Origin of the sequence: Microbacterium jejuense, assembly GCF_039544225.1 — a bacterium.
GTDB classification, from domain to species: Bacteria; Actinomycetota; Actinomycetes; order Actinomycetales; family Microbacteriaceae; genus Microbacterium; species Microbacterium jejuense.
In genome coordinates this window covers 512,284-537,824 of sequence record NZ_BAABLG010000008.1, presented here as the reverse complement: position 1 = coordinate 537,824, position 25,541 = coordinate 512,284, and the positions used below count along the sequence as shown (strand labels likewise).

Here is a 25,541-nt window from a genome sequence, read left to right as displayed (position 1 = left end):
CCGCCGCGGGCGCTAATGTGTGGCTGACCTGCACATTCGAAGGTGAGGAGCGGCGATGCGCGCACGCGGTCGGGCGATCGGGATCGCGGTGACGGTGCTCGCGATGGCGGGGCTGACGGCGTGCACGGCGGCGGAGGACCAGCCGGCGTTCCTCACCGGTGAGCAGACGGAGCAGGATCGCCTGCCGGCGGACGCCGACTTCGACGATCTCCAGGCGTCAAGCACCCGCTATCTCGGTGAGGACTCTCATGGCGACGCCTACTATGCCGCTCTGCGGGCGAACGGGAGCGGACGCGACGACACCTGCCTTGTCATGTTCGACGGCGAGAAGTGGGCGGCCGGCTGCGCGGCATCCCTTCCGATCGCGGTGTCGAACGGGCTGGTGAAGGCGACCCTCTACGCCTCGGACGCCGACGTGCTGGGCAACGGCGAAGCCGTCGGTGACCACGTGCGCGTGATCCCCGACGGCTCCTGATCGTCAGTTCGCGAGGAAGGCGAGCAGCGCCTCGTTCACCTCGGCGCCGTGGGTCCACAGGAGCCCATGCGGGGCGCCCTCCAGCTCGACGTAGACGGCGTCCGGCAGCAGCTCGCGGAAGCGGCGGGCCGTCTTGTCGATCGGCAGGATGTTGTCGGCCGTGCCGTGGAGGATGAGGGTCGGCACGTCGATCGCAGGGATGTCGGCGCGGAAGTCGGTGGGCCACGTGAGGGGCGCCGCGGCGATGGCGGTGTTGCCGGCGGTGTTCGCGACCTGCACGCTCGCGTCCAGGGCCTCCTGCGAGATGCGGGAGCCGAGCGTGTCGTCGAGGTTGTAGAAGTCCTTGAAGAACCCGGCGATGAACGCGTAGCGGTCGTCGCGCACCGACTGGGCGATGCCGTCGAAGAACGACTGCGGACCCGCTCCGTCGGGGTTGTCGTCGGTGATGAGCAGGAACGGCTCGAGCGAGCCGAGGAAGGCGGCCTTCGCGACGCGCGCCGAGCCGTAGCGCGACAGGTAACGCGCGATCTCGCCGGTGCCCATCGAGAAGCCCACGAGGATCGCGTCGTGCAGATCGAGGTCCTCGATCAGCGCGTGCAGGTCGGCGGCGAACGTGTCGTACTCGTACCCGTCGCCGGCCTTGGTGGACTCGCCGAACCCGCGACGGTCATATGCGATCACGCGGTAGCCGGCGTCCAGCAGGGCGGCCTGCTGCTTGCCCCACGACTCGCCGTTCAGCGGGAACCCGTGGATCAGCACCACGGGCTGCGCCTCGGCCGGTCCCTGATCGGTGTAGTAGAGGTCGACGTCGACCGAGTTCTCGGTCCCGACGGTGATGTACGCCACGATCGCTCCTTCCGGACCACGACGGGTGAGGGATGCCGCGGCCCTGCGTCCGACGCTAGGCCGCGGCATCCCTCACCGCCAGTGCGTGTGTCGCTGCGCGACGACCGTTCATTCCCGGTTCACTTGCGCTGAACGTACGCCACGACGGCGTGTCGTCGTACGTTCAACGCAAGTGAACACGTTCAGTCGCGGGCGGCGCCCGCCGACGGCGTGACGGTGAAGATCGTCGGGGCGGCGAAACCGGATGCCGCGAACGCGGCGGTGGCGGCATCCCGGACCGCCTCGACCCGATCGTGGGTGACCAGGGCGATCGCCGCGCCGCCGAAGCCGCCGCCGGTCATCCGCGCGCCGACCGCGCCGGCCGACAGCGCGGCTTCGACCGCGGTGTCGAGCTCCGGAACCGAGATCTCGAAGTCGTCGCGCATGGAGGCGTGCGAGGCGACGAGCAGCTCGCCGATCGCGGTCGGACCCTGCTCGCGAAGGGTGCGCACGGTGTCGAGCACGCGCTGGTTCTCGGTCACGACGTGGCGGACGCGGCGGAAGGTGACGTCATCGACGAGCTCGGCCAGGCGCGGCAGGTCGTCGACCGTGACATCACGCAGGGCCGGCACGCCCAGCGCTGCGGCACCCCGCTCGCAGGCGGCGCGGCGCTCGCCATAGCCGCCGGTCGCGTGCGAGTGCTTGACACCGGTGTCGATGACGACGAGCTCCAGGCCCGCTTCGGCGAAGCCCAGGTCGACGACCTCGGCCTCCAGCGAGCGGCAGTCCAGGAAGATGGCGGCGTCGGGGCGGCCGAGCAGCGACGCCATCTGGTCCATGATCCCGGTGGGAGCGCCGACGGCCTCGTTCTCGGCACGGCGGCCGACCTTGGCGAGCGCCACACGATCGAGGTCGATGCCCCACGTGTCGGCGAGGGCGACGGCGGTCGCCCCTTCGATCGCGGCCGACGACGACAGACCCGCACCGACCGGCACGTCCGAGGCGAAGGCGAGGTCGACGCCGGTCACGTCGGCGGGATCGGTCCCGGATGCGGCCAGCAGCGCCCACGCCACGCCCAGGGGGTAGCGCGCCCACTCGGGGACGTCGGCGCGCTGGTCGGGGAACACCACGTCGAGCGCATCGAGCGCGACCTCTGCCGTCGCGTCGTCGAACGTCGACGCGACGCGGACGCGGAACACCCCGTCGGCGCGCGGCGCGAGGGCCACGTGCGTACGGTGCTGGATCGCGAACGGCAGCACGAATCCGTCGTTGTAGTCGGTGTGCTCGCCGATGAGGTTGACGCGACCCGGCGAGGACCACGTGCCGACGGGGTCCTCGCCGAAGCGCTCGGCGAACAGGGCGCGGGCGGCGGTGGTGGTGTCGTGGGCGGTGCGGGCGTCGGTCACAGGGTCTCCTCGGGGATGGATGCGACGGCCTCACGCAGCTTCGCGGCGGCCGCCTCGGGCGGGATGTCGCCGATCCAGGCGCCCATGGCGGCCTCGGACCCGGCGAGGAACTTGAGCTTGTCGGCCGCGCGGCGCGGCGACGTCAGCTGCAGGTGCAGGCGGGCGGTGTCACGGCCGCGGTGCACCGGCGCCTGGTGCCATGCGGCGATGTACGGCGTCGGCGAGTCGTACAGCGCGTCCACGCCGCGCAGCAGGCGCAGGTACAGCGGTGCGAGCTCGTCGCGCTCGGCGGCGGTGGTCTCGGCGAAGTCGGCGACGTGACGGTGGGGCAGCAGGTGGATCTCGATCGGCCAGCGCGCGGCGAACGGCACGAACGCCGTCCAGTGCTCGCCCTCGAGGATCACGCGATCGCCGGTGCGCTCGGACTCGAGGATGCGCGCGAACAGGTCGGGACCCTCGCGGTCGATCGAGGCCAGCAGGCTCGTCGTGCGCGGGGTGATGTACGGGTAGGCGTAGATCTGCCCGTGCGGGTGGGGGAGCGTCACGCCGATGGCCTCGCCGCGGTTCTCGAACGGGAACACCTGCTCGATGCCCGGGAGTGCCGAGAGCGCCGCGGTGCGGTCGGCCCATGCCTCGATGACGGTGCGCGCGCGGGTGGGAGTGAGCGAGCCGAACGAGCCGGAGTGCTCGGGGCTGAAGCACACGACCTCGCAGCGCCCGACGCTCGTGCGGGTGCGGCCGAGGCCGGGCGCGACGAGGTCGTCGAGATCGACCGGGGCATCGATGCCGGCCGGGGCGTCGCCGTGGGCGACGGCGAGGGCCGGGCCGAACGACGGCGACTTGTTCTCGAACACCGCGACGTCGTAGCGCGACGGGATCTCGGACGGGTTGGCCGGCGTCTGCGGGGCGAGCGGGTCGAGCTCGGCGGGCGGCAGGAACGCGCGGTTCTGGCGTGCCGCCGCGATCGACACCCAGTCGCCGGTGAGCACGTCGCGGCGCATGGTCGCGGTCTCGGGGCGCGGCGCGAGCTCGCGCGCATCGATCGCCCGGTCGGGGCCGAGGGTGGTGCCCGGGTCGTCGTAGTAGATCAGCTCACGCCCGTCGGCCAGGCGCGTCGGACGCTTGACGACGCCGGCGCCGAGGGTGACGGTATCCATCCCGAACTCAGGTGTGTTCACGTCAACATGGTAACGGAGGCGCTATGTTAGCGTCAACACGAATCGGGGGAGCATGGTCGACAGACGCGTATCGATGGCCGACGTCGCCGAGCGCGCGGGCGTCTCGGGGCAGACGGTGTCGCGGGTCGTCAACGGCAGCCCCCGCGTCGATCCCGACACGCGGGCCCGCGTCGAAGCCGCGATGGCCGCGCTCGGCTACCGCCCGCATCGCGCGGCGCGCGCGCTGCGCACCGGGCGCACCCAGACCCTCGGGCTGGTCGTGTCGACGCTCGCGTCGGTCGGCAACTCGCGCATGCTGCAGGCGGTGGCGGATGCCGCGGCCTCGCGCGGCTACGCGCTCACTGTCGTGACGCTCGGCCCCGACGCCTCGGTGGCCGACGCGTTCGAGCGGCTCGCCGAGCAGGGCGTGGACGGCGCGATCGTGCTCAACGAGGCCACCGAACGCCTGCGCGGCGCCGACGTGCGTGCCGCGGGCCTGCGGCTCGTGGTCGTCGACTCGCCGCGCGACGACCGGTTCGGCGTCGTCGTCACCGACCACGCCGCCGGCGCGGAGTCGGCAGTCCGGCACCTGCTCGACATGGGGCACCCGACGGTGCACCATCTCGCCGGTCCTGCCGGCTCGTTCGCCGCGGCCGAGCGCGAACGCGGCTGGCGTGCCGCCCTCGACGCGGCCGGGGCGCGCGTGCCCGACCTGGTGCGCGGCGACTGGACGTCAGCGTCGGGGTGGGGTGCGGCATCCACCCTCCTCACCGCGGGCGCGACGGCGGTGTTCGCCGCGAACGACCAGATGGCGCTGGGGCTGCTGCGGGGGATCGCCGAGGCCGGCCGCGACGTGCCGGGCGAGGTGAGCGTCGTCGGCTTCGACGATGTGGCCGACGCCGCGGACTACCGGCCGCCGCTGACCACCGTGCACCAGGACTTCGACGCCCTCGGAGCGCGTGCGGTCGCCGCGCTCGTCGACGGCATCGAGGCCGGCGCCCCCGCGGCGTTCGAGACGGTGCCGACGCGGCTCGTCGTGCGCGCGAGCACGGGTCCTTCTGCTCCCGCTCGTTGATCCCGCTCGTCGAGCCCGCTCGTTGAGCGAGCGAAGCGAGGCGAAACGCCGCGAGCCGCTGCTCGGACTTGGCCATCCCGGCGAGCCGGCGCGTGGCTGTTTCGAGGACGTCTCACCGCGTTTCGTCTCGCTGGCGCTCGCTCAACGACCGGAGGAGGAGACGTTCTCGGCGGTCCGTCACCGCGTTTCGTCTCGCTGGCGCTCGCCCGACGAGCTGGCACGATCGGCTCAGCGACCAGCGCTCGCGTTGCGGCGGGCCTCCCAGCCGGTGCGGACCATCTCGTCGACGGTGTACCGGTTCTTCCAGTCGAGGTCACGCGCGGCCAGTTCGCCCGTCGCGACGATGCGGTCGGGATCGCCGGGGCGGCGCGGGGCGATCTCGGGCGTGAAGTCGATGCCCGTGACGCGGGCCATCGCGTCCATGATCTCGCGCACGCTCAGGCCGTTCTGCGAGCCGAGGTTGTACGCCGGCTCGATCGCCTCGCCCGCGAGCAGTCGCTCGGCGGCAGCGACGTGTGCGGCCGCGATGTCGGCGACGTGCACGTAGTCGCGCACGTTGGTGCCGTCGGGGGTGTCGTAGTCGTCGCCGTTGATGCGCGGCGTGCGGCCGTCGAGGAGCGCCTCGAACACCAGCGGGAACAGGTTGTGCGGGCTGGTGTCGTACACCGACGGGTCGCCCGAGCCGACGACGTTGAAGTACCGCAGCGCGGTGTGGCGCAGCGGGTGCTGCGTGTCGGCCGTCGCGATGCCCTGGTCGCGGATGAGCCACTCGCCGATGAGCTTCGACTCGCCGTAGGGCGACGCGGGCCGCTTCGGAAGGTCCTCGGTGACCAGCGGCACGTCGGGCGTGCCGTACACCGCGGCCGACGACGAGAACACCAGGTTCGACACCGCGGCGGCCTGCATGGCCTCCAGCAGCGAGCGGGTGCCCTCGACGTTCTGCGCGTACGTGTGCAGGGGGCGCTGCACCGAGACGCCGGCGTACTTGAACCCAGCCAGGTGGATGACGCCCACGACACCGTGCTCGCGCAGCGTGCTCTCGACGAGTGCCGTGTCGAGGATCGACCCGTTGACGAACGGCACGCCCTCGGGCACGAACTCGGCGTGCCCGCTCGACAGGTCGTCGATGACGACGGACGTCAGGCCCGCCTCGGTGAGTGCGCGGACGATGTGGGCGCCGATGTAGCCGGCGCCTCCGGTCACGAGCCAGGACATGTCACTCCGTCGGGTCGGGGGCGGGTTTCGCGTTCCATTGTGCCGGGTCGCGATGGATGCCTCGTCCCCGGGGTGCTCGTGCGACAGGCGCGCACAGCGCACGGGCCTTCAGGGCGCGCGGGGTGGCGGCATCCATTCGCCGGCGGGGCGCCGGGGCGTCCCGAGGCGGTGCGCCGACGCTCAGACCCGCGCGGCCCAGCGGGCGGCGCGCTGCAGCAGAGCGGCGAGGGCAGGGGAGTCGTAGGCGCGTTCGTCGTGCCCGAGCGACGACACGACCGCGCGCGTCGGCTGCTCGCGCACCCAGACCGCAGCGTGCTCGGCCCCGTCGACGTCGTGCACGGCCAGCACGCGCGCGTCGGCGTCGACCACGAGGTCGCTGTACCGCTCGTCGAACACCTCGAGGTCGGTCGCGCCGTCGGTGAGGGCGTGGCCGGTGTCGATGATCCGGACGCGGGCGTCGCCGATCGGCGGATGCCACGATGTGCCGGGCGCCCACTCGCCGCCGATCGCCTCGCGCCACGCCGGGTGGTCGCGCAGGCTCGACAGGGCGGCGTGGACCCCGATCAGCCCGATGCCCCGCGCGATCGCCTCGGCGAGTCCGGCCGCGGCCGCGGGGTCGACCCGGGGCTCGCCGCCGTCGCGCCACGGGTCGCCGGCGTTGACGACGAGCAGGTCGACGCCGTCGAGGTGAGCCAGCGCGTGGTCGACGTCGTCGTCGATCGCGGCGTCCCAGCCGTCGGCGCGGAGGATCTCGGCGATGCGGGCGGAGGTCGCGGGGAAGGGATGCCACGGGTCGGCGTAGCGGCCGGCTCCGGTGGCGATGACGACACGCGGGGCCTCGGGTTCCGATCGTTCCATGGGTACCATGATCTGGAGGATAACGCTTTCCCGCTGCAGGAGGAACTGGCATGGCCCACACCGTCGTGATCGCCCCGGACTCGTTCAAGGGAACCGTCGCCGCGGCGGCCGTCGCCGAAGCCCTTGCCGCGGGGTGGCGGGCCGAGCGGCCAGCCGCCACCCTGCGCCTGCTGCCCATGGCCGACGGCGGCGAAGGAACCGTCGACGCGTTCGCCGCCGCGGTGCCCGGCGCGCGCCGGATGCCCGTCACCGTCGCCGGTCCCGAGGGCGCCGACGTCACGGCGTCGTGGGTGCTCCTGCCGGCGACGCCCGACGCGCCGGGCGGCACCGGCGTCGTCGAGCTCGCGAACACGAGCGGGATCGAGCTGCTCGGAACCCCGCCGCGCCTGCGCCCGTTCGACGCGCACACACGCGGGTTCGGCCAGGCGATCTCGGCGGCCCTCGCCCACGGCGTCTCGCGTCTGGTGCTGGGCATCGGATCGAGCTCGTCGACCGACGGCGGCGCCGGCATGCTCACGGCGCTCGGGGCGCGGTTCGCCGATGCCGCCGGCCGGCCGATCCCGGACGGCGCCCGCGGACTCGGGACGATCGCGACGGCGGATCTGTCCGGCCTCGCGCCGTTGCCCGCCGGCGGAGTGACAGTGCTCAGCGATGTGACGAACCCCCTGCTCGGGGCCCGCGGCGCGGCGGCGGTGTTCGGGCCGCAGAAGGGAGCGGCGCCCGCCGACGTGGCGACGCTCGATGCCGCCCTGGCACGGTTCGCCGACGTGATCGGCGGTGCGAAGCCCGACGCGGATCGGGATGCCGCCGGCGCCGGTGCTGCCGGCGGCACCGGCTTCGGTCTCCTGGCGTGGGGTGCGCGCCTCGTGCCGGGCTCGGCGGCGGTCGCGGAGCTGGTGGGACTCGACGCGGCGGTGGGGGCGGCATCCCTCGTCCTCACCGGCGAAGGCTCATACGACGGTCAGTCCGCCGCGGGCAAGGTGCCCGCGCACGTCGGGGCGCTCGCCGCCGCGGCGGGGGTGCCGGTCGCCCTCGTCGCCGGTCGGATCACCGCGGATGCCGACGTCGCGGGGTTCGCGGCGACCGCGTCGCTCACCGCGCTCGCCGGATCGGGCCAGGCGGCGATGGACGAGCCGGTGCGGTGGCTCACGGCAGCGGGGGCGCTGCTGGCCCGCACGCTCGACTGACTCCGGTTGACCTCTCGGCCGAGGTCGCCTAGGGTGGCGGAGGCCGTTTCGGCCGTTCGACCAGGAAGGTGGGTGATGCGCGATGTCCAGTGATAGTAGCCGCGCCACCGTTTCGTCTTCGCTGGTCGGCATCTCGATGCACTGATCCCTCGCAGCGGGCGGTGGCACCGGTGCGCGCGTCTGCGCGCGCCTTTATGGCGGCGCCTGGGGCGCCGTGCCGACGCGAGCAATCGAGGTGAATCATGATGGCCCTGATCGACAACGCCGTGTACGTCCAGGGGCGACGCACACAGGACCCGGCGAACCTGAACGAGACGTACGAGGTCATGCGCGACCGCGGCGGAATGGCCTGGATCGGCCTGTACCGCCCGAGCGCCGACGAGGTGCGCTCGATCGCCGACGAGTTCGGGCTGCATCCGCTCGCGGTCGAGGACGCCCTGACCGGCCATCAGCGATCGAAGCTGGAGCGCTACGGCGACACGCTGTTCGTGGTGCTGCGCCCCGCCCGCTACCTCGATGCCGCCGAGCAGGTCGAGTTCGGTGAGCTGCACGTGTTCGTGGGCCCCGAGTTCGTCGTGACGATCCGGCACGCCGAGGCGCCGAATCTCGGCAAGGTGCGCCGCCGGCTCGAGGCGGCGCCCGACCTGCTCGCGATGGGGCCCGAGGCGGTGCTGTACGCCGTGCTCGACGAGGTCGTCGACGAGTACGGCCCGGTGATCGCCGGGCTCGAGAACGACATCGACGAGATCGAGGACCAGTTGTTCGGCAACGCCGCGGCCGACGTCGAGGCGGTCTCGCGCCGCATCTACGACCTGTCGCGCGAAGTGATCGACTTCCAGCGGGCGACGCAGCCGCTCACCGGCATGATCGACGCGCTGCGGCGCGGCTCCGACAAGTACGAGGTCGACCTCGAGCTGCAGCGGTACCTGCGCGACGTGCTCGACCACGCGCTGCGCATCGTCGAGCGCGCCGGCGCCTTCCGGTCGATCCTCGAGAACGCGCTCAACGTGCAGGCGACCCTCGTGGCGCAGCGGCAGACCGAGCTGGGCCTGGCCCAGAACGAGGAGATCAAGCGCATCTCGTCGTGGGCGGCGATCCTGTTCGCGCCGACCCTGATCGGCACGGTCTACGGCATGAACTTCGACCACATGCCCGAGCTGCACTGGACGTTCGGCTACCCGCTCGCGCTGCTGATGATGGTCGGCCTCGGGTTCGGGCTCTACGGCGTCTTCAAGCTCAAGCGCTGGTTGTGAGGGTCCGCTCGACGACCGGGTCAGCACTCCCGGTCGTCGAGCGAGCGCGGAGGCGGAGCGGCGGGCGCTCCGGCGGGATCAGGGGACCTGCAGCACGCCGTTGCGGCGATGCGGCAGGCCGGCGAGGGACTCGTCGCGCAGCACCTCGGGCAGCAGGGCCGCCGGGGCGTCCTGGAACACCACCGGCCGCAGGAACCGGCGGATCGCCGTCGCGCCGACCGACGTGTGCAGCGAGGTCGTGGCCGGCCACGGGCCGCCGTGGTGCTGCGACCACGTGACAGCGACGCCTGTCGGCCAGCCGGCGAACAGCACGCGCCCGGCCTTGCGGGTGAGCACCTCGAGCACGTCCGACACCTCGTCCGACGACTCGGCGTGCAGGGTCGCGGTCAGTGAGCCGGGAACCGCCTCCAGCGCCGCGCGCAGCTCGTCCCGCGACGAGTAGCGCACGAGCAGGGTGACCGGGCCGAAGCACTCCTCCAGCAGCACCGACGGACGGGCGGCGACGGCTGCGGCATCCGTCGACAGCACGACAGGCTGCGCCGACCCGGGCGCGGCCTCGACGCCCTGCGCGACGATCGCCACCGACGGATCGGACTCGAGGTGCGCGACCCCGGACGGGAAGGCCTCGGTGATGCGCTCGGTGAGCAGCGGACCGCCCGACGCGCTGGTGGCGAAGCCGGCGACGAGGGCCTCGAAGCCTGCGCCGGCGGGGACGAACACCACACCGGGCTTCGTGCAGAACTGGCCGACGCCGAGGGTGAACGAGTCGACGAGGCCCTGCGCGAGCGCCTCGCCGCGGGCCGCGACGGCCGCCGGTGTGATCACGACAGGGTTGACCGAGCCGAGCTCGCCGTAGAACGGGATGGGGTCGGGGCGCCCGGACGCGAGGTCGAACAGCGCGCGGCCACCGCCGAGCGAGCCGGTGAAGCCCGCCGCCTGGATGGCCGGATGCTGCACCAGGGCGTTGCCGGCCTCGCGACCCTCGACGAGCGAAAGCGAGCCCTCAGGGGCTCCGGCGGCCACGAGCGCCTCGGCGACGAGGGCTGCGGTCCGCTCCGACAGACGCGGATGACCCGAGTGCGCCTTCACGATGACCGGGTTGCCGGCGGCGAGGGCCGATGCGGTGTCGCCGCCGGCGACAGAGAACGCGAACGGGAAGTTCGAGGCCGAGAACACCGCGACCGGACCGACCCCGGTGAGCATGCGGCGCAGTTCGGGGCGTGCGACAGCGGCATCGGCGTCGTCCACCGTGAGCTCGAGGTACGAGCCCTCCTCGACCACCGTGGCGAACAGGCGCAGCTGCCCGGTCGTGCGACCGACCTCGCCGCGCAGACGGGTCTCGCCCAGGCGCGTCTCGGCATCGGCGAGCTCGACCAGCTCGTCGATGTGGGCGTCGAGCGTGTCGGCCGCGGCGCGCAGCCACGAGGCGCGGGTGGCGGCGTCGGCGGCGCGCCACACCGGGGCGGCAGCGGCCGCGGCGGCGGTCAGGGCATCGATTTCGGCGGTCGTGGTGGTCATGAGGATTCCTTCGGGGGAGTCAGCTGAAGCGGATGCCGAGGCCGACGTGCGGCGTCTCGGTGAGGGTCGCGTCGGCGATGCGCACCGGCGACGGGCCGTCGAGGGCGCCGAGCTCGCCGAAGCCGGCGTCCTCGACATCCTCGGCCATCGGGGCGGCGGCCCCGGCGGCGATCGGCAGGGTCAGTGCGAGCTGACCCGACAGCTCGGGCAGCAGGTGCGGGTGCAGCGCGGCGCCGTGCGCGACGGCGACGTCCGCGATGCGCAGGAACGGCGTGATGCCGCCGACGCGCACGATGTTCGGCTGCACGATCTGCGCGGCGCCCGCCTGCAGGAACTCGGCGAACCGGTAGGCGGTGTGCACGTTCTCGCCGAGCGCGATCGGGATGCCGCTCGTGCCAGCGAGGCGGCGGGCCAGCTCGGTGTGCCCGGTCAGGTCGTCGGCGCGCAGCGGCTCCTCGATCCAGGCCGGGGCGAATGGCGCGAGCACTTCCAGCGAGGCCGTGGCCCGGTCGAGGTCCCAGCGCTGATTGGCGTCGATCATGAGGGCGCGGTCCGCACCGAGCACCTCGCGCACGGCGGCGAGCCGGTCGGCGTCCTCGCGCACGTCGGGCTTGCCGACCTTGATCTTGACCGCGTCGAACCCGGCATCCACCCAGCGCTGCACCTGGGCGACGAGCTCGTCCTGCGTGTAGTGCAGGTTCACGCCCGAGCCGTACGCGCGCACGGACTCGCGGCGTCGCCCGATGAGCTCCGAGACGGGGAGCGAACGGGCGCGGGCCGCGGCGTCCCACAGCGCGAGGTCGAGCCCCGCGAGCGCGATCGTCGTCACGCCGCCGCCGCCGGCCTCGTGCAGGTGCCGCCAGGCGTCGGTCCACAGCGCCGACGGGTCGGCGGCACGGCCCGCGGCGAAGGTCGCGATGTCGTGGGCGAGCAGGGCGTGGACCGCCTCGGCGCCGATCTGCGGGGTCCACGAGAACCCCCAGCCCTCCGCGCCGTCCGAGCGCACCACGTGCGTGGCGATCACGCCGACGGCCGTCACGTCCGCAGCCCACGGGCGGGTCAGCGGCACGCGGATCAGCCGGGCGTCGAGTGCCGCGATCGTGCTGTCGGCGGCATCCCCCTCTCGGGCAGTGGTCACAGCAGCGCCCGCCCAGCGGCCAGGATCTCGGCGAGGCGGTCCTGCTGCGCGGGGGTCGGGTCCACCAGCGGCGCACGCACGGAGCCGACCGGCAGGCCGCCCAGGCGCAGGCCGGTCTTGATGAGCGAGACGCCGAAGCCGGGCGTCTCGTCGCGCAGGCGCACGAGCGGCGAGTAGAAGCCGTCGAGGAGGGCGTTGCGGCGGTCCTCGTCGCCGGCGACGTACGCGCGGTAGTACGCGTTGGCTACCTCGGGGACCATCGCGAACGCCGCCGACGAGTACAGCGGGATGCCGATGCCGCGGTAGGCGCCCTGCGTCAGCTCGGCGGTGAGCAGGCCGTTGAAGAACGCGAAGTCCTCGCGGCCCTCGGCGGCCACGGCGCGCACGATCTGCTGCGCGAGGCCGACGTCGCCGACGCCGTCCTTGAATCCGACGACCTTGGGGTTGGCGGCCAGGCGCCGCACCGAATCGACCGTGAACTGCGCGTTCGCGCGGTGGTAGATCACGACGGGAAGATCGGATGCCGCGGCCACCGCCTCGACGTACGCCACGAGCCCTGACTGCGGGCCGCCGACGAGGTACGGCGGCAGCACGAGCAGCGCGTCGGCGCCGGCGTCGGCGGCCGCGCGGGCGAGGGCCTTCGCGTGGCCGAGCGGACCGCCGGTCCCGGCGACGACCGGGACGCGCCCGGCGACGGTCTCGGTCGCGACCTGCACGACGCGCGTGGCCTCGTCGGTCGACAGCGCGTGGAACTCGCCCGTGCCGCAGGCCGGGAACACACCGCCCGGCCTGTGCGCGAGCGTCGTCTCGAGGTGCTCTCGCAGCAGGTCCTCTTCGACGCGGTCCTGCGCGTCGAACGGGGTGACGGGGAAGAAGAGGATGCCGTCGAAGTTCACGCCAGCACGTCCTTTCGGGCGGGGTCGGGGATGGGGTCGGTCGCTGAGCCTGTCGCAGCATCGCCGAGCTCGCCGCGCCACGAGTGCGCGGGGCTCCAGCCCAGCACACGACGTGCCTTCGCGTTCGAGAACGCCGGAGTCGTGCCGGTGAGGACCGCGGCGACGTCGTCGGTGCCGGGGAAGAAGCGCGGCACGAGGTCGGCGAGCGGTTCGCGGGCGAGGGCGTCGTCGGCGGCGACGAAGAACGTCTCGCCGTTGGGGATCTCGGGCAGCGCGGCCAGCAGCGTGTCGGCGAACACCGCGACGTCGCGCGCGTCGACGTAGTTGAAGATCGCCGGCGCCGACAGCGCCGGGTCGTCGAGCCGCTCGCGCACGGTGTGGCCCTGCTGGGTGAGCGCACCGGCCCACTCCTCGGGCGCGATGACGTAGCAGGGGCGGAACGCCGCGAAGCGCGTCGCGTCGCCGGTCTGACGGGCGAGCATCGCGATCGTCTGCTCGATCAGCAGCTTCGACAGGGCGTACGCGTTCCACGGCCGGGGCGGTGTGTCCTCGTCCAGCGGGAACCGTCCGGGGACCCAGCCGGTGGGCGCGCCGTACCCGAGCACGGTCGGGCTCGACGCGGCGACGATCCGCGGGATGCCCGCCTTCACTGCACCGCCGAGCACCGACACCGCAAGCCCCGCGTTGGTGCGCATGATGACGTCCTCGGGCGCGCTGAACGGCACGGCGATCGCGGCGAGGTGGATGAGTGCGTCGGCCCGGGTCCCGGCGAGGGCGACGGCTGTGGCATCCGCGTCGCTCAGGTCTATCGCGACCTGCTCCACGCCCGCGAGCTCCGGCGCGTCCGACACGGCGTGGTCGAGCGAGACGAGGTCGTGACCGGATGCCGCGAGCCCGGCCACGAGGCTGCGGCCGAGACGGCCGGCGCCGCCGGTGACCGCGATGCGCGTCATGCGCGGACCGCCGCCGCGGCGTGGTCGTCGGCGAGGAAGCGGATGCCGAGGTCGGCGACCTGGACGGGAAGGCCGGTGGCCAGCGACCGGTTGCCGGCGATGCCGACCGCGATCGAGCGGACGCCGTCGCGCCAGTCGGCGGGGCGGGCCAGCGGGTCCTCGCCCGGACCCTCGAACACGTCGGACAGCAGCAGGGCGTCGCCGCCGCCGTGGCCGCCGTCGCCGCTGACGATCGGCACCTCGTAGGCAGCCTCCCAGTGCTTCTGCACGATGAGCCGCTCGCCCTCGGGGCGCAGCGACCCGGAGTCGCCGGCGTGCACGGCGGACGGGTCGAGCACGGGGTGCAGGCCCTCGTCGGCGAGCACGGCGCCGCGCTCGACGACCTCGAGCTCGGCGCGGCCGAGCGTGCCGTTGACCGCGACGCGGTAGCCCTCCCACGGCGAGTGCGCGTTGAGGGAGTAGCTGAGCGTCGCCCCCGAGGCGTAGTCGACGACCAGCGCCAGGTTGTCTTCGATCGTGATGCCCTCGCCGAACACGTCGCGGTCGCGCAGGTACCCGTCGTGCTGCTCGGCGTCGAGGTAGAGGGCCTTCAGCCGCTCGTCGTCGCGCAGATCGAGCTCGAACGCATCGCCTCCGTCGTGGGTGCCGCGGGCGGGACGATCGTGGAGGCCGCGGGCCGCGGCGTTGTCGGCGCCGTAGAAGCGCAGACCGCCCGAGGCGTACACGCGGCGCGGCGCCGAGCGGATCCACCAGTTGACGAGGTCGAAGTGGTGGCTGGCCTTGTGGACCAGCAGCCCGCCCGAGTGCTCCTTCTCGCGGTGCCAGCGACGGAAGTAGTCCGCGCCGTGCTTCGTGTCCAGCACCCACGAGAAGTCGACCGAGGTGACCTCGCCGATCGTGCCGTCCTGGATGACCTGGCGCAGCGCCGAGTTGCGGGGCGAGTACCGGTAGTTGAACGTGATGACGACCTCGTGGCCGGTGCGGTCGATGGCGTCCTCGATCGCCGCGGCGGACGGGCCGTCGATCGTGAGCGGCTTCTCGACCACGACGTCGGCGCCGGCGTCGAGGGAGCGCACGATGAGCGGCGCATGCAGGTCGTCACGCGCGCAGATCACGACGCGCTCGACCTGCTGGTCGTGCACCATCGCTTCGAGGTCGTCCGGCCCGTACACGGCGGGGGCCGGCCGGCCGGCGGCGACGACACGGTCGACGTAGTACTGCGCGCGCACCGGGTTCGGCTCGCAGATCGCCACCAGCGCCGCATCATCGGCGTAGCGGCCGATGATCGCGTCGACGTACATCTGGGCGCGGTGTCCCGCACCGACGAGGGCATACCGGCGGTGGCTCATCTCACTCCTTCAGGAAACGTTTTCTCAGAATACCACGAGAACTGAGAAAGCGGTTCCTGCGTCAGGGCCGGTCAGGCCGCCGGACCCGTCGAGCCCCGCACCGTCAGCTCGGGGAGGAGGGTGAGCGGATGCCCCGGCTCGGCGCCTTCGAGCAGCTCGCGCATGCGCGCCCAGGCCTGGGCGCCGAGCTCGGCCGCCGGCACGGCCGCGGTCGTCAGCGGGGGAGTCGTGTACCGGGCGAAGGGGATGTCGTCGAAGCCGATGATCGAGAGGTCGGCCGGGACGCGGCATCCGCTCTCCTGCACCGCGCTGAGCAGGCCCATGGCGACGAGGTCGTTGAAGGCGAGCGCCGCTGTGGCGCCCGAGGCCAGCACGGCGGCGCCGGCGGACGCGCCCGAGGCGAAGTCGACGCCGCAGGGGATCTCGGCGACCTCGGTGTCGGGGTGGCCTGCGACGAACTCGGCGATCGCCGCGAGGCGTGCGGCGTTCGCGACACTGCGCGGGGCGCCGGCGAGGTAGACGATGCGGCGGTGGCCGAGCTCGTGCAGCAGCTCAAGCTCGGCGGTCAGAGCGCTGCGGTAGTCGGCGCGCACCGAGGGCGCCTCGCCGGCGGTGCGGTTGATGAGCACGACCGGGCGCAGTCCGCCCACGAGGCGGTCGAGTTCGTCCTGCGGCAGACGCGGCGCGCACAGGATCACGCCGTCGGTGCGGCGCCGCGTGGTGCCGGCGAGCACGCGCTCCTCGTCGACGGACTCGGCCGAATCGGCCACCAGCACGTGATAGTCGTCGGCCGCGGCGGCGCGGCTGAGTCCGCGCAGCACTTCCTGGAACGTCGGGTTGCCGAGGTCGGGCACCACGACGGCGACGGTCTGCGTGCGCCCGAGCACCAGGCTGCGTGCGACGGGACTGGCGGTGTAGTCGAGGGCGGCCGCGGCATCCTTCACCCGCTCCGCGAGTGCGGGGTCGACTGTCGGATTGCCGTTCAGCGCGCGCGAGACTGTCGACAGTGACACTCCCGCCCGGGCGGCGACGTCCGCGATCGTGACGCGGGTCGCGCCGTCGTTGCGTCGAGTCATGCGTCTCCTTCCGGTCGGCTCAGCCTAACGGGGGAGGAAACGCTTCCTGCGGTGCGGCGTGCCCCCAGGTCTCGCGCGTCAGGCGCGTGCGGGGGTCGAGCCGCGCACGATGACCTCGAGGGGCAGCGGCGGCTCGGTCGCATCCCACTCCGGATCCGTCGCGGCGTGCAGTGCGCGGTAGCCGAGCTCCTCCAGCGGCACGTGCACGGTCGTCAGGCCCGGGCGGACGTCACGCCCCGTGGCGATGTCGTCGAACCCGGCGACCGCGACGTCTGCGCCGACCTGGCGTCCGGCATCCCGGATCGCCGACATGATGCCGATCGCGACCACGTCGCTGATGCCGAAGATCAGCGTGCCCTCGGGCAGGCCGTCGGCCAGCAGCCGCTGGGCCGTCTCGTATCCGGCGTCGCGCGTGAAGCCGGCGCGGCGCACCTCGCGCACCGTCCCGCCGCCCGCGCCGAAGCCCTCGGTGAACCCCGCGACGCGGTCGTCCGACGTGCGGATGCCCTCGGATGCCGCGACCACGATCGCCTCGCGATACCCGAGGCGTGCGAGCTCGGCACCGAGGGCGGCCGCTCCGCCGCGGTTGTCGAGGGCGACGGTGCGCACCGAGCCCCCGCCGGGACCGACGACCGCGACGCGTCCGCCCATGCCGGCGAAGGCTTCGAGCTCGTCGGCGAGGCCGACCGCGTCGGTGCCTTCGGTGCGGGATGCCGCGAGGATGAGCCCGCGCGGACGCTGACCGCGCAGGGCCCGCACGAGGCGCACCTCGCGCTGCGGGTCGCGCTCGGTGATCGCGATGGTGACGACGAGGCCGGCCTCGTCGGCGCCGCGGGCGACGCCCGCGGCGAGCTGTCCGAAGTAGGGGTCGGCGATGTCGGCGACCAGCAGCGCGACGATGGCCGCGGTGCCGCGTGCGGTGGCCTGGGCCGACAGGTTCGCGGTGTATCCGAGCTTCTCGGCGGCGGCCTCGACGCGCTCGCGGTAGCTCTCGGCGACCTTGCGGGTCGAGCCGTTGAGCACGCGCGACGCGGTCGCCAGCGAGACCCCGGCCTCGCGTGCGACGTCGTGGAGGGTGGCAGCGCCTCGGGCGGGCGCGGATGTGTCGCTCACAGGCCAGAGTCTAGAGCCTGTGTCCGGTTCGCGCGGTAGATTGGCAAGCGGTTTCCCGCCTGCTTCTCCCGAGCGGTGGACCCGATCGGCCCCGCCCGCACCTGCGAAGGAGCACCATGCCCGTGTCAGCCCCGCTGCGCTTCCTGCCGGCATCCGCTGTGCGCCTCGAGCCGGGCGTCGATCTGGACGCGCAGCGCACCGTCGCCGCGACGCTCGGGCGGCTGGACCCCGAGCGTCTGCTCGCGCCGTTCCGGCGCGAGGCGGGGCTGGCTCACGCCGAGCCGTATCCGGGGTGGGAGTCCGACGGACTCGACGGCCACACCGCCGGTCACGTGCTGTCGGCCGCGAGCACCCTGGCGGCGGGCGGGGATGCCGGCGGCGCAGCGCTCGCGCAGACGCTCGTGCGCGGCATCCGCACATGCCAGCGAGCGACGGGAACCGGCTACGTCGGCGGTGTGCCCGACGGCGAGGCGCTGTGGGACGAGCTGCGCGAGGGCCGGATCGACGCGGGCGCGTTCCATCTCAACGGACGCTGGGTGCCCCTGTACAACCTGCACAAGATCCTCGCGGGGCTCGTCGACGCGGTCGAGCTCACCGCGGATCCGGTCGCCCGGGACGCGCTCGACGACCTCGGCGCGTGGTGGCTGCGCGTCGGCGCCGACCTCGACGATGCCGCGTTCGAGCGCATCCTGGAGTGCGAGTTCGGCGGCATGACCGAGGCGTTCGCACGCCTCGCGCTGGTCACCGGGGATGCCGCGTACCTCCGGCTCGCGCGCCGCTTCGCCCGACGCGGCCTCGTCGAACCGCTCGCTGCCGGCCGTGACGAGCTGGACGGACTGCACGCCAACACGCAGATCCCGGTGGCCGTCGGCTTCGCGACCATCGAGCGCGCGGCGCGCGAGGTCGCCCCCGAGCTGCTCCCCGAGATCGAGGCGCGCGAAGGCGCCGCGGCCCGTGTGTTCTTCGACAGTGTCGCCCGGCACCGCAGTGCCGCGATCGGCGGCGACAGCGTGCGCGAGCACTTCCCCTCCGACTTCGCGAGCATGTTCATCGCGCGCGAGGGGCCGGAGTCGTGCAACACGCACAACATGGTCAAGCTCGCCGCCGAGCTCCACGTGCTCACCGGTGAGGACGCGTATCTGCACTGGGCCGAGCGGGCACGGGCGAACCACCTGCTCTCGGCGCAGCATCCCGAACACGGCGGACTGGTCTACTTCACCCCGCAGCGGCCCGCGCACTACCGCGTGTACGCGCCCGAGGCCGAGGGCTTCTGGTGCTGCATGGGCTCGGGCTTCGAGGCGCAGGCGCGCCATGCCGCGCTGGTGTACGCGGCGGGGGCGGATGAAGTGCGGATCAACGCCTTCGTCCCGTCGCGCGCCGAGATCGACGGCGTTTCGGTGGTCGTGACGGTCGACGCGGAGTCCGATGCGGCGGTCGTCCACGCGACGCTCGACGTGCACGCCGAGCGCCCGGTGCGCCTCGCGGTGCTGATCCCGGACTGGGTCGACGGCGACGCCGTCGTGGAGCGGGATGCTGCGCCGAGGCGCGTCTCGTCCGGCGCCCGCGCGGTGATCGAGGCGGGGCCCGGCGGCACGACCGTGCGCTTCCGGCTGCCGAGGCGGCTGCGCCTCGAGCGCCCCGCCGACGGCTCGGACTGGGGGTGGATCGTCGACGGCCCCGACGTGCTCGCGCAGCGCATCGCCGACGACGCTCTCGCGTACCGCGGGAGCGGCGCGCGCATGGGCCACATCGCGATCGGCGCGCTCCGCCCGCTCGCGCGGACGCCGATCCTCGCGCCCGGCGCGCTGGACCACGCGGTGCGGACGGCGCCCGGTCGGGTGACGGTCCCGGTCGCCGATGGCGGTAGCGTCGAGCTGGAGCCCTTCGCCGGCATCCACGACGCGCGGTACACGGTGTCGTGGCCGGTCGCCGCGACCTCGGTCGCCGAGCGCCGGGCCGCGCTCGAGGCGATCGATGCGGCATCCCTCGATCTGGAGGCGCGCACGCGCGACCTCGTTGCGTTCGGTGAGCAGCAGCCCGAGTCCGACCACGGCCTGACGGCGTCCGATGAAGAGATCGGCGTCGACGGCGACGCGCGCTGGCGACGCACGCGCGGCACGATCTCGCTCACGCTGCGTGACTGGAGCGGCACCGCCCACGCCCTGCGCCTGTCGTGGCTCGCGTCCGACGACGCGGCCCGGCTTCGCGTGACGGTGGGGGATGCCGTCGTCCTCGACGAGTCCGTCCCCACCGGTTCGCCCGCACTGACCCGTGAGGTCGCGCTCGACATCGAGCCGGGCAGTGTGGAGGTGCCGGTCCGCCTCGACGGCGAGGGCATGGCGACGCCGCGCCTGCGCGAGCTGCGGCTGCTGGCCGCGGCATCCGATCGCTGATCAGGGAGTCGGAGGGGGAGCGGTCGAGGCGCGCAGGATGAGCCGGGGCTCGACCTGCAGCTGCAGCGGCGGCTCGGCGCTCGGCTCGCTGATCAGATCCAGCAGCAGGCGCGTCGCGTGCGCGCCGACCCGGCGGCGGTCGGGCGCGACGGCCGAGATCGGCGGATCGGCGTGTGCCGACACGTCGTCGTCGTAGGCGACGATCGACAGCTGCTCGGGCACCGAGAGTCCGCGGCCGCGCGCGTTCTGCACGAGACCGAACAGGGAGTTCTCGTCACCGTGACTGAACACGGCCGTCGCGCCGATGCGCTGCACGGTGTCGAGGACGACGTCGGCGCTGCCCCGCTCCCACGTCGGTCCCGCGCCCAGCTCCTGCGGACCGAGGACCGTGCTGGACGGGTCCAGGCCGAGGCGGCCGACAGCATCGGCCCAGCCGCGGCGGACGAACTCCGCGCTCTGCGAGCTGCCGCGGCTGACCATCACCAGGCGGCGATGGCCGAGATCGCGCAGGTGCCGCAGGGCGCTCATCGCTCCACGCTCGTGCGCGGACCGCACGGAGCAGACGGCTCCGAGACCGCCGCCGGGGGTCTCGCGCTCGACGAACACGACGGGCACTGTCAGCCCGGCGACGAAAGCGGCGAAGTCCGCGTCCTCGTCGCGCTCGGAGATCGACGGGACCCACAGCAGACCGTCCACGCCGCTGTCGACGAGCTCGCGGACGAGCCGGTACTCCTCGGCCAGGTCGTACTCCGAGATCGCGAGCTTCATCTCACCGCGTCCGGTCATGGCGTCGCCGATGCCGTCGACGACGAACCGGTAGTAGTACGACGTCGGGATCACCACACCGATCGTCGCCGACGCGGAGCGCGCCGGCTGATCGTCGGGGGCTGCGGAGAGGATCGCCCCGCCGCGCACCTTGTCGAGCAGGCGATCGGCGACGAGCGCGTCGAGGTCGCGACGGATCGTGACGTGCGAGACGCCGAGATCGGTGACGAGGCGCGAGATCCGCACGGCACCGTCCTGACGTGCGAGATCGAGGATGCGAGCACGACGCTCCGCTGCGAGCATGTGGCCCCTCCGTTCTCGCCGCGCGCCCAGACTAACGAACTTAACGTTTTCGATCATCGTCGATCACCTCCGGCTCGCCCCTCAGGCGATGTACTCCAGGCTCCTGCGGTCGACGGGGTGGCGCGGCGGCCGCCCGTGCGCGAGGTGGTCGAGCTCGTCCAGCACCGCATCGGCGAGCCGATGGGTCTCGGGATGCATCGCACCGGCGATGTGCGGAGTCAGCACGATGCCCGGTGTCGTGAACAGCGGGGAGTCGGACGGAAGAGGCTCGGGATCGGTGACGTCGAGGATCGCCCGCATCCGGCCGTCACGGCAGCGTGCCACGAGCGCTTCGGCATCGATGAGGGATCCGCGTGCCGTGTTCACCAGCACCGCATCCTGACGCAGCAGCCCCAGCCGGCGCGCGTCGAGCAGATGGTGCGTCTCGGGCAGCTCCGGTGCGTGGAGCGTCACGATGTCGCTGCGCACGAGGAGCTCGTCGAGCTCGACGAGCTCGACTCCGAGCAATGCGGCCTGGCGGGGGTCGACCAGCGGATCGCTGGCGAGCACCTCGATGTCGAACGGCCGCAGCAGTCCCGCGACGCGCCGGCCCACCCGTGACAGTCCGACCACGCCGACGGTGCCGCCGAAGTTCACGGACGGCGGGATCCGGCTGCGCCACCGGCCCGAGGCCGTGCGCTCGCCGGCATATCCCTCCGCATATCGCGGGCTGCGCTTGCCCTCGAGGAGGATCGTCGCGAGCGTGAACTCCGCCACCGGGATCGCATTGGCCTCTGCGGCGCTCGTCACGAGCACTCCGGCATCCCAGAACTCCTGGCTGATGTGCCCCTTCACGGAGCCGCCGGCGTGCAGGACCGCCCGCAGCCGCGGCGCCGCCGCGAGAACGTCGGCGTTCAGGGCGGGCGTCCCCCATCCGGTGATGAGCACCTCGACGTCGTGCAGGCGGGTGATCGCAGGCGGCGAGCTGAGCTCTTCGACGCGAGCCGGTGCGGCGATGGCGGCGAGCGCGTGCAGGCGATCCCTGCGCGGCGCATCGAACAGGTCGTCGAACGTCGTCCGGCTCATGGCGAGCAGTGCGGTCGGACGCGCGTCGTCCGGCGGAGTGGTCATGAAGCGATCTCATCACAATGGAACGCAATGGCACAAGATTGAAACTTGAAGTTAAGAAAAGATGAAAAAAGGTTGCGTATCGACCACTTACTCCGCATACTGACGAACGAGCACACGACGACGTGTCACCGAAGGTCACCGGCCCGCCGTCTGTGGAACCCGCGGCAGCGCCGCACATCCCCACATCGGAGGCATCATGCATCAGCGAAAGCGTCGCCTGGTGGCGACGTTCGTCCTCGTCCCCGCGCTGGCGGCCGGCGCCGTCGCCTGCAGCAGCAGCGGCGCGGCCCCGGAGCCGTCCGAGGACGGCGAGCCCGAGTCCGTCACCATCACCGTCATGGGCAAGCCCGCGGCCACCAACACCGCGGCGGTCGCCCTGTTCGAGCGGCAGGTGGCCGAGTTCGAGAAGGCGAACCCCGAGATCACGATCGAAGCATCCGACGTGCCCTGGGACGCGAAGACCTTCGCCACCCGTCTGGCCGGCGGCAACGCCCCCACGTTGCTGCGCATCCCGCTCACCGAGCCCCCGGCCCTCATCGAGCGCGGCCAGGTGGCCGACCTGTCGGACGTCGTCGACGAGATCGACGGCTTCGACGAGCTCAATCCCCGCGTGATGCAGTTCCTCGGGCAGGACGGGGCGGTCTACGGCATCCCCGAGAAGAGCTACGCGTTCGGGCTCGTGTACAACCGCGACCTGTTCGAGCAGGCCGGCCTCGATCCCGACGAACCGCCGACGACGTGGGACGAGGTGCGCGAGGACGCGGCACAGATCGCCGAGAAGACGGGAAAGACCGGCTTCGGTGAGATCAGCACCAACAACAGCGGCGGCTGGCACCTGACCGGCTACACCTACACCGACGGCGGGCAGATGATCGAGCAGAAGGCGGACGGCACCTGGGTCGCCGCGTTCAACGACGATCCGACCCGCGAAGTGCTCGAGACGTGGCAGAAGATGCGCTGGGACGACGACTCCCTCGGCGACAACGTGCTGGGCAAGCAGGAGGACCTCGTGGCGGAGTTCACCGCGGGCAACGTGGGCATGTGGGTATCGGCGCCGCCCGACGTGTACCCGAACTACATCGCGCAAGGCGGCGACCCCGAGGCCTTCGGCGCCGGGCCGATGCCGCAGGGCGGGGCCGATGCGACCCTGGCCGGCGCGACGGTGCTCATGGTCAGCGCCGATGCGACGGAGGCCGAGAAGCGGGCTGCGGTGAAGTGGATCGAGTACCGGGCGCTGAGGCCGAACTACGATCTCGCCGTCGCTGCCGAGACCGCGAAGGCATCGGCCGCCGACGGCCTGCCGGTGGGGGTGCCGGTGCTGCCGATCTTCAGCGACGAGACCTACGCCGCGTACCAGGACGCGATCGCCGAGTACGTCAACGTGCCGGTCGACAACTTCGCGCCGTACGTCGCGTCGCTCTCGGAGTTCGACTACATCCCTGAGCCGGTGGTCGCGTCGCAGGAGATCTATGCCGCCCTCGACCCGCTCGTGCAGGCGGTGCTGACGGATCCGAATGCCGACATCGACGCGCTCCTGGACGACGCCGAGAGTCGAGTGAACACGATCCTGGCCCAGCACGCATCATGACCATCGCCCCGGAACGGCTGGACGGTGCGGCACCGAGCCGCGCCGTCCCGCCGGGTGCGGTGCCGGCGCGCACCCGGCGACGATGGGGGATGCGTGGACGCGCGGCCGTCGCCGGACTGCTGTTCCTGCTGCCGTCGCTCGTGATCTTCGCGTACTTCGCCTGGTGGCCGATCGTGCAGAGCCTCACCCTCGCCTTCCAGCAGACCAACCTGGTCGAGCCCGCGGAGTGGGTCGGCTGGCGCAACTTCGAGGTGCTGTTCGCAGACCCTCTGCTGCCCCGCGCCGCAGTCAACACGCTGTGGTTCACGGTCCTCTCGCTCGCCATCGGGCTGCCGGTGCCGCTCGTGTGCGCCGTCCTGATGTCGGAGCTGCGCCACGGCGCCGCCGCTGCGCGGGTGCTCGCCTACCTGCCCGTCGTGATCCCGCCCGTCGTCGCGGTGCTCCTGTTCAAGGTGTTCTTCGCCCCCGGCGAGAACGGCGTCGCGAACAGCCTGCTGGCGATCGTGGGACTCGGTCCGCTGCCGTGGCTGCAGTCCGCCGAGCTCGCGATGCCGAGCCTGGTCATCGCGGCGACGTGGTCGGGCGCGGGCACCGCCGTGCTGATCTACCTCGCCGCGCTGACCGGCGTGAGCACCGAGCTCTACGAGGCGGCCGAGCTCGACGGTGCCTCGGTGTGGCGGCGGATGTGGCACATCACCCTCCCACAGATGCGGGGCGTCATCCTCGTGCTCCTGCTGCTGCAGATCATCGGGGCCATCCAGGTCTTCACCGAGCCGTACGTCATGACAGACGGCGGGCCGGCGAACGCCACCGTGACGATCATGCTGCTGATCTACCGGTACGCCTTCCTCTTCGGCGACTACGGTGTCGCGACGGCCCTCAGCGTGCTGCTCGCGATCGTGCTCGTCCTCGTCTCCGCCGCGTACCTGCGGCTCACCCGATCCTGGAGCGCCCGATGACCGTGACCGTCCCCCCGCTGCGCGGCAGACGGTCGCGCCGCTCCGATCGGCCGCGGGAGCGCGGCATCCTGTCACCGCACGATTGGCGTCGACCTGCGGTGGGCGGCGGATGGACCCTCATGCACGTCGTCCTCGCGGCCGGCCTGATCGGGTTCGGGGCTGTTCCGCTGGTGTGGATGCTGCGCGCGGCGATCTCGACGCCCACGGATCTGGTGCTGCGGCCGCTGAGCCTCATCCCGGAGCCGGCGATGTGGGCCAACATCCCCGCCGCGTGGGAACTGCTCGACATCGGCCACTACCTGTGGAACACGGTGATCCTGGTGCTCGGGTCGTGGATCGTCCAGCTCGTGGTCTCGACGAGCGCGGGCTTCGCGCTCGCCGTGATCCGCCCGTGGTACGGCGGGTTCGTGTACGGCGCGTTCCTGGTCACCCTGTTCGTGCCGGCGACGGTCACGCTGATCGCGCTGTATCTCACCGTCCTCGACCTGCCACTGATCGGCGTAGGGATCACCGACACGCCCTGGGCGGTGTGGCTGCCGGCGGGCGCGAACGCGTTCACGATCCTGCTGGTCAAGCAGTTCTTCGAAGAGATCCCGCGGGACCTGTTCGAAGCCGCGCAGATCGACGGCGCGGGCTGGTTCACGATCTTCTGGCGGATCGTGCTTCCGATGTCGCGCCCGATCCTCGCCGTCGTGTCGCTGCTGGCGATCATGTCGGCGTGGAAGGAGTTCCTGTGGCCGCTCATCGTCCTGACCGATCCCGACGCCCAGCCGCTCTCGGTGGCGCTGCCTCGTCTGGCGCAGGCGACGAGTCCGGCCTATCTGATCGCGGGGCTCCTCATCGCCAGCATCCCGCCGATCCTGGTGTTCCTGGTGTTCCAGCGGTCCATCGTCCGCGGCATCGGCTTCACCGGGCTGAAGGGCTGACGG

Annotated in this window: 22 protein-coding genes; 8 read left to right on the top strand and 14 right to left on the bottom strand. The window is 72.6% G+C overall.

From position 1 onward, the window contains the following. The first annotated feature begins 55 nt into the window (after positions 1-55). Positions 56-475: a hypothetical protein gene (locus ABEA46_RS15185; RefSeq protein WP_345545500.1), complete on the top strand. Its 420-nt coding sequence runs from the start codon at positions 56-58 to the stop codon at positions 473-475. A gap of 3 nt (positions 476-478) precedes the next feature. On the opposite strand, the gene ABEA46_RS15180 is transcribed toward ABEA46_RS15185, so the two are convergent. The 3 genes from ABEA46_RS15180 to galT all read right to left on the bottom strand — a co-directional run bounded on the left by ABEA46_RS15180 (position 479) and on the right by galT (position 3,863). Further along, entirely contained in the window at positions 479-1,321 is an 843-nt protein-coding gene (locus ABEA46_RS15180; RefSeq protein WP_345545499.1) for an alpha/beta fold hydrolase, read from the bottom strand. A 182-nt stretch (positions 1,322-1,503) separates the two neighbouring features. After that, positions 1,504-2,706, bottom strand: a complete 1,203-nt coding sequence (gene galK / locus ABEA46_RS15175; RefSeq protein WP_345545497.1) for a galactokinase — start codon at positions 2,704-2,706, stop codon at positions 1,504-1,506. Beyond that, entirely contained in the window at positions 2,703-3,863 is a 1,161-nt protein-coding gene (gene galT, locus ABEA46_RS15170; RefSeq protein ID WP_345545758.1) for a galactose-1-phosphate uridylyltransferase, read from the bottom strand. The genes galK and galT overlap by 4 nt, the downstream gene beginning before the upstream one ends. A 73-nt stretch (positions 3,864-3,936) precedes the next feature. Here galT and ABEA46_RS15165 point away from each other — a divergent pair, with 73 nt between their 5' ends. Then, positions 3,937-4,938, top strand: a complete 1,002-nt coding sequence (locus tag ABEA46_RS15165) for a LacI family DNA-binding transcriptional regulator (protein ID WP_345545495.1) — start codon at positions 3,937-3,939, stop codon at positions 4,936-4,938. A gap of 228 nt (positions 4,939-5,166) precedes the next feature. Here ABEA46_RS15165 and galE read toward each other — a convergent pair whose 3' ends face one another. Continuing rightward, positions 5,167-6,153, bottom strand: coding sequence for a UDP-glucose 4-epimerase GalE (gene galE / locus ABEA46_RS15160; RefSeq protein WP_345545494.1), 987 nt, complete (start codon positions 6,151-6,153; stop codon positions 5,167-5,169). Positions 6,154-6,333: 180 nt separating this feature from the next. After that, positions 6,334-7,011, bottom strand: coding sequence for a ThuA domain-containing protein (locus tag ABEA46_RS15155; protein ID WP_345545492.1), 678 nt, complete (start codon positions 7,009-7,011; stop codon positions 6,334-6,336). A gap of 50 nt (positions 7,012-7,061) precedes the next feature. On the opposite strand from ABEA46_RS15155, the gene ABEA46_RS15150 reads away from it, so the two are divergent. Both ABEA46_RS15150 and ABEA46_RS15145 read left to right on the top strand, forming a co-directional pair. Continuing rightward, positions 7,062-8,198: a glycerate kinase gene (locus ABEA46_RS15150; RefSeq protein WP_345545491.1), complete on the top strand. Its 1,137-nt coding sequence runs from the start codon at positions 7,062-7,064 to the stop codon at positions 8,196-8,198. Between the two features lie 245 nt (positions 8,199-8,443). Next, positions 8,444-9,451 carry a magnesium and cobalt transport protein CorA gene (locus ABEA46_RS15145; protein WP_345545756.1) on the top strand — a complete coding sequence of 336 codons (1,008 nt, stop codon included), beginning with the start codon at positions 8,444-8,446 and terminating at the stop codon, positions 9,449-9,451. 78 nt (positions 9,452-9,529) lie between these two features. On the opposite strand, the gene ABEA46_RS15140 is transcribed toward ABEA46_RS15145, so the two are convergent. The 7 genes from ABEA46_RS15140 to ABEA46_RS15110 form a co-directional block, all read right to left on the bottom strand. Further along, a complete protein-coding gene (locus ABEA46_RS15140; RefSeq protein ID WP_345545490.1) occupies positions 9,530-10,969 on the bottom strand; it encodes an aldehyde dehydrogenase (NADP(+)) in 1,440 nt (479 codons plus the stop codon). 19 nt (positions 10,970-10,988) lie between these two features. Further along, the gene (locus ABEA46_RS15135; protein WP_345545489.1) at positions 10,989-12,107 is read right to left on the bottom strand and encodes a mandelate racemase/muconate lactonizing enzyme family protein; all 1,119 of its coding nucleotides are present in this window, start codon (positions 12,105-12,107) and stop codon (positions 10,989-10,991) included. Beyond that, positions 12,104-13,003: a 5-dehydro-4-deoxyglucarate dehydratase gene (locus ABEA46_RS15130; RefSeq protein WP_345545488.1), complete on the bottom strand. Its 900-nt coding sequence runs from the start codon at positions 13,001-13,003 to the stop codon at positions 12,104-12,106. Before ABEA46_RS15130 ends, ABEA46_RS15135 begins: the two co-directional genes overlap by 4 nt. Then, positions 13,000-13,956 (bottom strand): NAD-dependent epimerase/dehydratase family protein, encoded by a 957-nt coding sequence (locus ABEA46_RS15125; protein ID WP_345545485.1) that lies wholly within the window; start codon positions 13,954-13,956, stop codon positions 13,000-13,002. Before ABEA46_RS15125 ends, ABEA46_RS15130 begins: the two co-directional genes overlap by 4 nt. Next, the gene (locus ABEA46_RS15120) at positions 13,953-15,305 is read right to left on the bottom strand and encodes a Gfo/Idh/MocA family protein (RefSeq protein ID WP_345545483.1); all 1,353 of its coding nucleotides are present in this window, start codon (positions 15,303-15,305) and stop codon (positions 13,953-13,955) included. Before ABEA46_RS15120 ends, ABEA46_RS15125 begins: the two co-directional genes overlap by 4 nt. A 71-nt stretch (positions 15,306-15,376) precedes the next feature. Next, positions 15,377-16,381 carry a LacI family DNA-binding transcriptional regulator gene (locus ABEA46_RS15115; RefSeq protein WP_345545482.1) on the bottom strand — a complete coding sequence of 335 codons (1,005 nt, stop codon included), beginning with the start codon at positions 16,379-16,381 and terminating at the stop codon, positions 15,377-15,379. 78 nt (positions 16,382-16,459) lie between these two features. Continuing rightward, a complete protein-coding gene (locus ABEA46_RS15110; RefSeq protein ID WP_345545479.1) occupies positions 16,460-17,494 on the bottom strand; it encodes a LacI family DNA-binding transcriptional regulator in 1,035 nt (344 codons plus the stop codon). Positions 17,495-17,610: 116 nt separating this feature from the next. On the opposite strand from ABEA46_RS15110, the gene ABEA46_RS15105 reads away from it, so the two are divergent. Beyond that, a complete protein-coding gene (locus ABEA46_RS15105) occupies positions 17,611-19,887 on the top strand; it encodes a beta-L-arabinofuranosidase domain-containing protein (protein WP_345545477.1) in 2,277 nt (758 codons plus the stop codon). Here ABEA46_RS15105 and ABEA46_RS15100 read toward each other — a convergent pair whose 3' ends face one another. Further along, entirely contained in the window at positions 19,888-20,955 is a 1,068-nt protein-coding gene (locus tag ABEA46_RS15100; RefSeq protein WP_345545476.1) for a substrate-binding domain-containing protein, read from the bottom strand. A gap of 81 nt (positions 20,956-21,036) precedes the next feature. Next, positions 21,037-22,065: a hydroxyacid dehydrogenase gene (locus ABEA46_RS15095; protein ID WP_345545475.1), complete on the bottom strand. Its 1,029-nt coding sequence runs from the start codon at positions 22,063-22,065 to the stop codon at positions 21,037-21,039. 196 nt (positions 22,066-22,261) lie between these two features. Between ABEA46_RS15095 and ABEA46_RS15090 the strand changes: the two genes are divergently transcribed. Genes ABEA46_RS15090 through ABEA46_RS15080 form a run of 3 tightly spaced genes read left to right on the top strand, consistent with a single transcriptional unit; the run spans position 22,262 to position 25,538 of the window. Then, the gene (locus ABEA46_RS15090; protein ID WP_345545473.1) at positions 22,262-23,653 is read left to right on the top strand and encodes an ABC transporter substrate-binding protein; all 1,392 of its coding nucleotides are present in this window, start codon (positions 22,262-22,264) and stop codon (positions 23,651-23,653) included. Next, complete coding sequence (locus tag ABEA46_RS15085; RefSeq protein WP_345545472.1) at positions 23,650-24,612, top strand: carbohydrate ABC transporter permease; 963 nt, start codon at positions 23,650-23,652, stop codon at positions 24,610-24,612. The genes ABEA46_RS15090 and ABEA46_RS15085 overlap by 4 nt, the downstream gene beginning before the upstream one ends. Then, complete coding sequence (locus ABEA46_RS15080; protein WP_345545470.1) at positions 24,609-25,538, top strand: carbohydrate ABC transporter permease; 930 nt, start codon at positions 24,609-24,611, stop codon at positions 25,536-25,538. Before ABEA46_RS15085 ends, ABEA46_RS15080 begins: the two co-directional genes overlap by 4 nt. Positions 25,539-25,541: the final 3 nt, after the last annotated feature.

Excerpts from the sequence above, each read along its gene's own strand:
- ABEA46_RS15090 (WP_345545473.1), top strand. The coding sequence starts at position 22,262 with ATGCATCAGCGAAAGCGTCGCCTGGTGGCGACGTTCGTCCTCGTCCCC.
- ABEA46_RS15100 (WP_345545476.1), bottom strand. The coding sequence starts at position 20,955 with ATGCTCGCAGCGGAGCGTCGTGCTCGCATCCTCGATCTCGCACGTCAG.
- ABEA46_RS15155 (WP_345545492.1), bottom strand. The coding sequence starts at position 7,011 with ATGGAACGATCGGAACCCGAGGCCCCGCGTGTCGTCATCGCCACCGGA.
- ABEA46_RS15095 (WP_345545475.1), bottom strand. The coding sequence starts at position 22,065 with ATGACCACTCCGCCGGACGACGCGCGTCCGACCGCACTGCTCGCCATG.
- ABEA46_RS15150 (WP_345545491.1), top strand. The coding sequence starts at position 7,062 with ATGGCCCACACCGTCGTGATCGCCCCGGACTCGTTCAAGGGAACCGTC.
- ABEA46_RS15125 (WP_345545485.1), bottom strand. The coding sequence starts at position 13,956 with ATGACGCGCATCGCGGTCACCGGCGGCGCCGGCCGTCTCGGCCGCAGC.
- galT (WP_345545758.1), bottom strand. The coding sequence starts at position 3,863 with ATGGATACCGTCACCCTCGGCGCCGGCGTCGTCAAGCGTCCGACGCGC.
- ABEA46_RS15080 (WP_345545470.1), top strand. The coding sequence starts at position 24,609 with ATGACCGTGACCGTCCCCCCGCTGCGCGGCAGACGGTCGCGCCGCTCC.
- ABEA46_RS15105 (WP_345545477.1), top strand. The coding sequence starts at position 17,611 with ATGCCCGTGTCAGCCCCGCTGCGCTTCCTGCCGGCATCCGCTGTGCGC.
- ABEA46_RS15120 (WP_345545483.1), bottom strand. The coding sequence starts at position 15,305 with ATGAGCCACCGCCGGTATGCCCTCGTCGGTGCGGGACACCGCGCCCAG.
- ABEA46_RS15115 (WP_345545482.1), bottom strand. The coding sequence starts at position 16,381 with ATGACTCGACGCAACGACGGCGCGACCCGCGTCACGATCGCGGACGTC.
- ABEA46_RS15165 (WP_345545495.1), top strand. The coding sequence starts at position 3,937 with ATGGTCGACAGACGCGTATCGATGGCCGACGTCGCCGAGCGCGCGGGC.
- ABEA46_RS15145 (WP_345545756.1), top strand. The coding sequence starts at position 8,444 with ATGGCCCTGATCGACAACGCCGTGTACGTCCAGGGGCGACGCACACAG.
- galE (WP_345545494.1), bottom strand. The coding sequence starts at position 6,153 with ATGTCCTGGCTCGTGACCGGAGGCGCCGGCTACATCGGCGCCCACATC.
- ABEA46_RS15085 (WP_345545472.1), top strand. The coding sequence starts at position 23,650 with ATGACCATCGCCCCGGAACGGCTGGACGGTGCGGCACCGAGCCGCGCC.
- ABEA46_RS15140 (WP_345545490.1), bottom strand. The coding sequence starts at position 10,969 with ATGACCACCACGACCGCCGAAATCGATGCCCTGACCGCCGCCGCGGCC.
- ABEA46_RS15185 (WP_345545500.1), top strand. The coding sequence starts at position 56 with ATGCGCGCACGCGGTCGGGCGATCGGGATCGCGGTGACGGTGCTCGCG.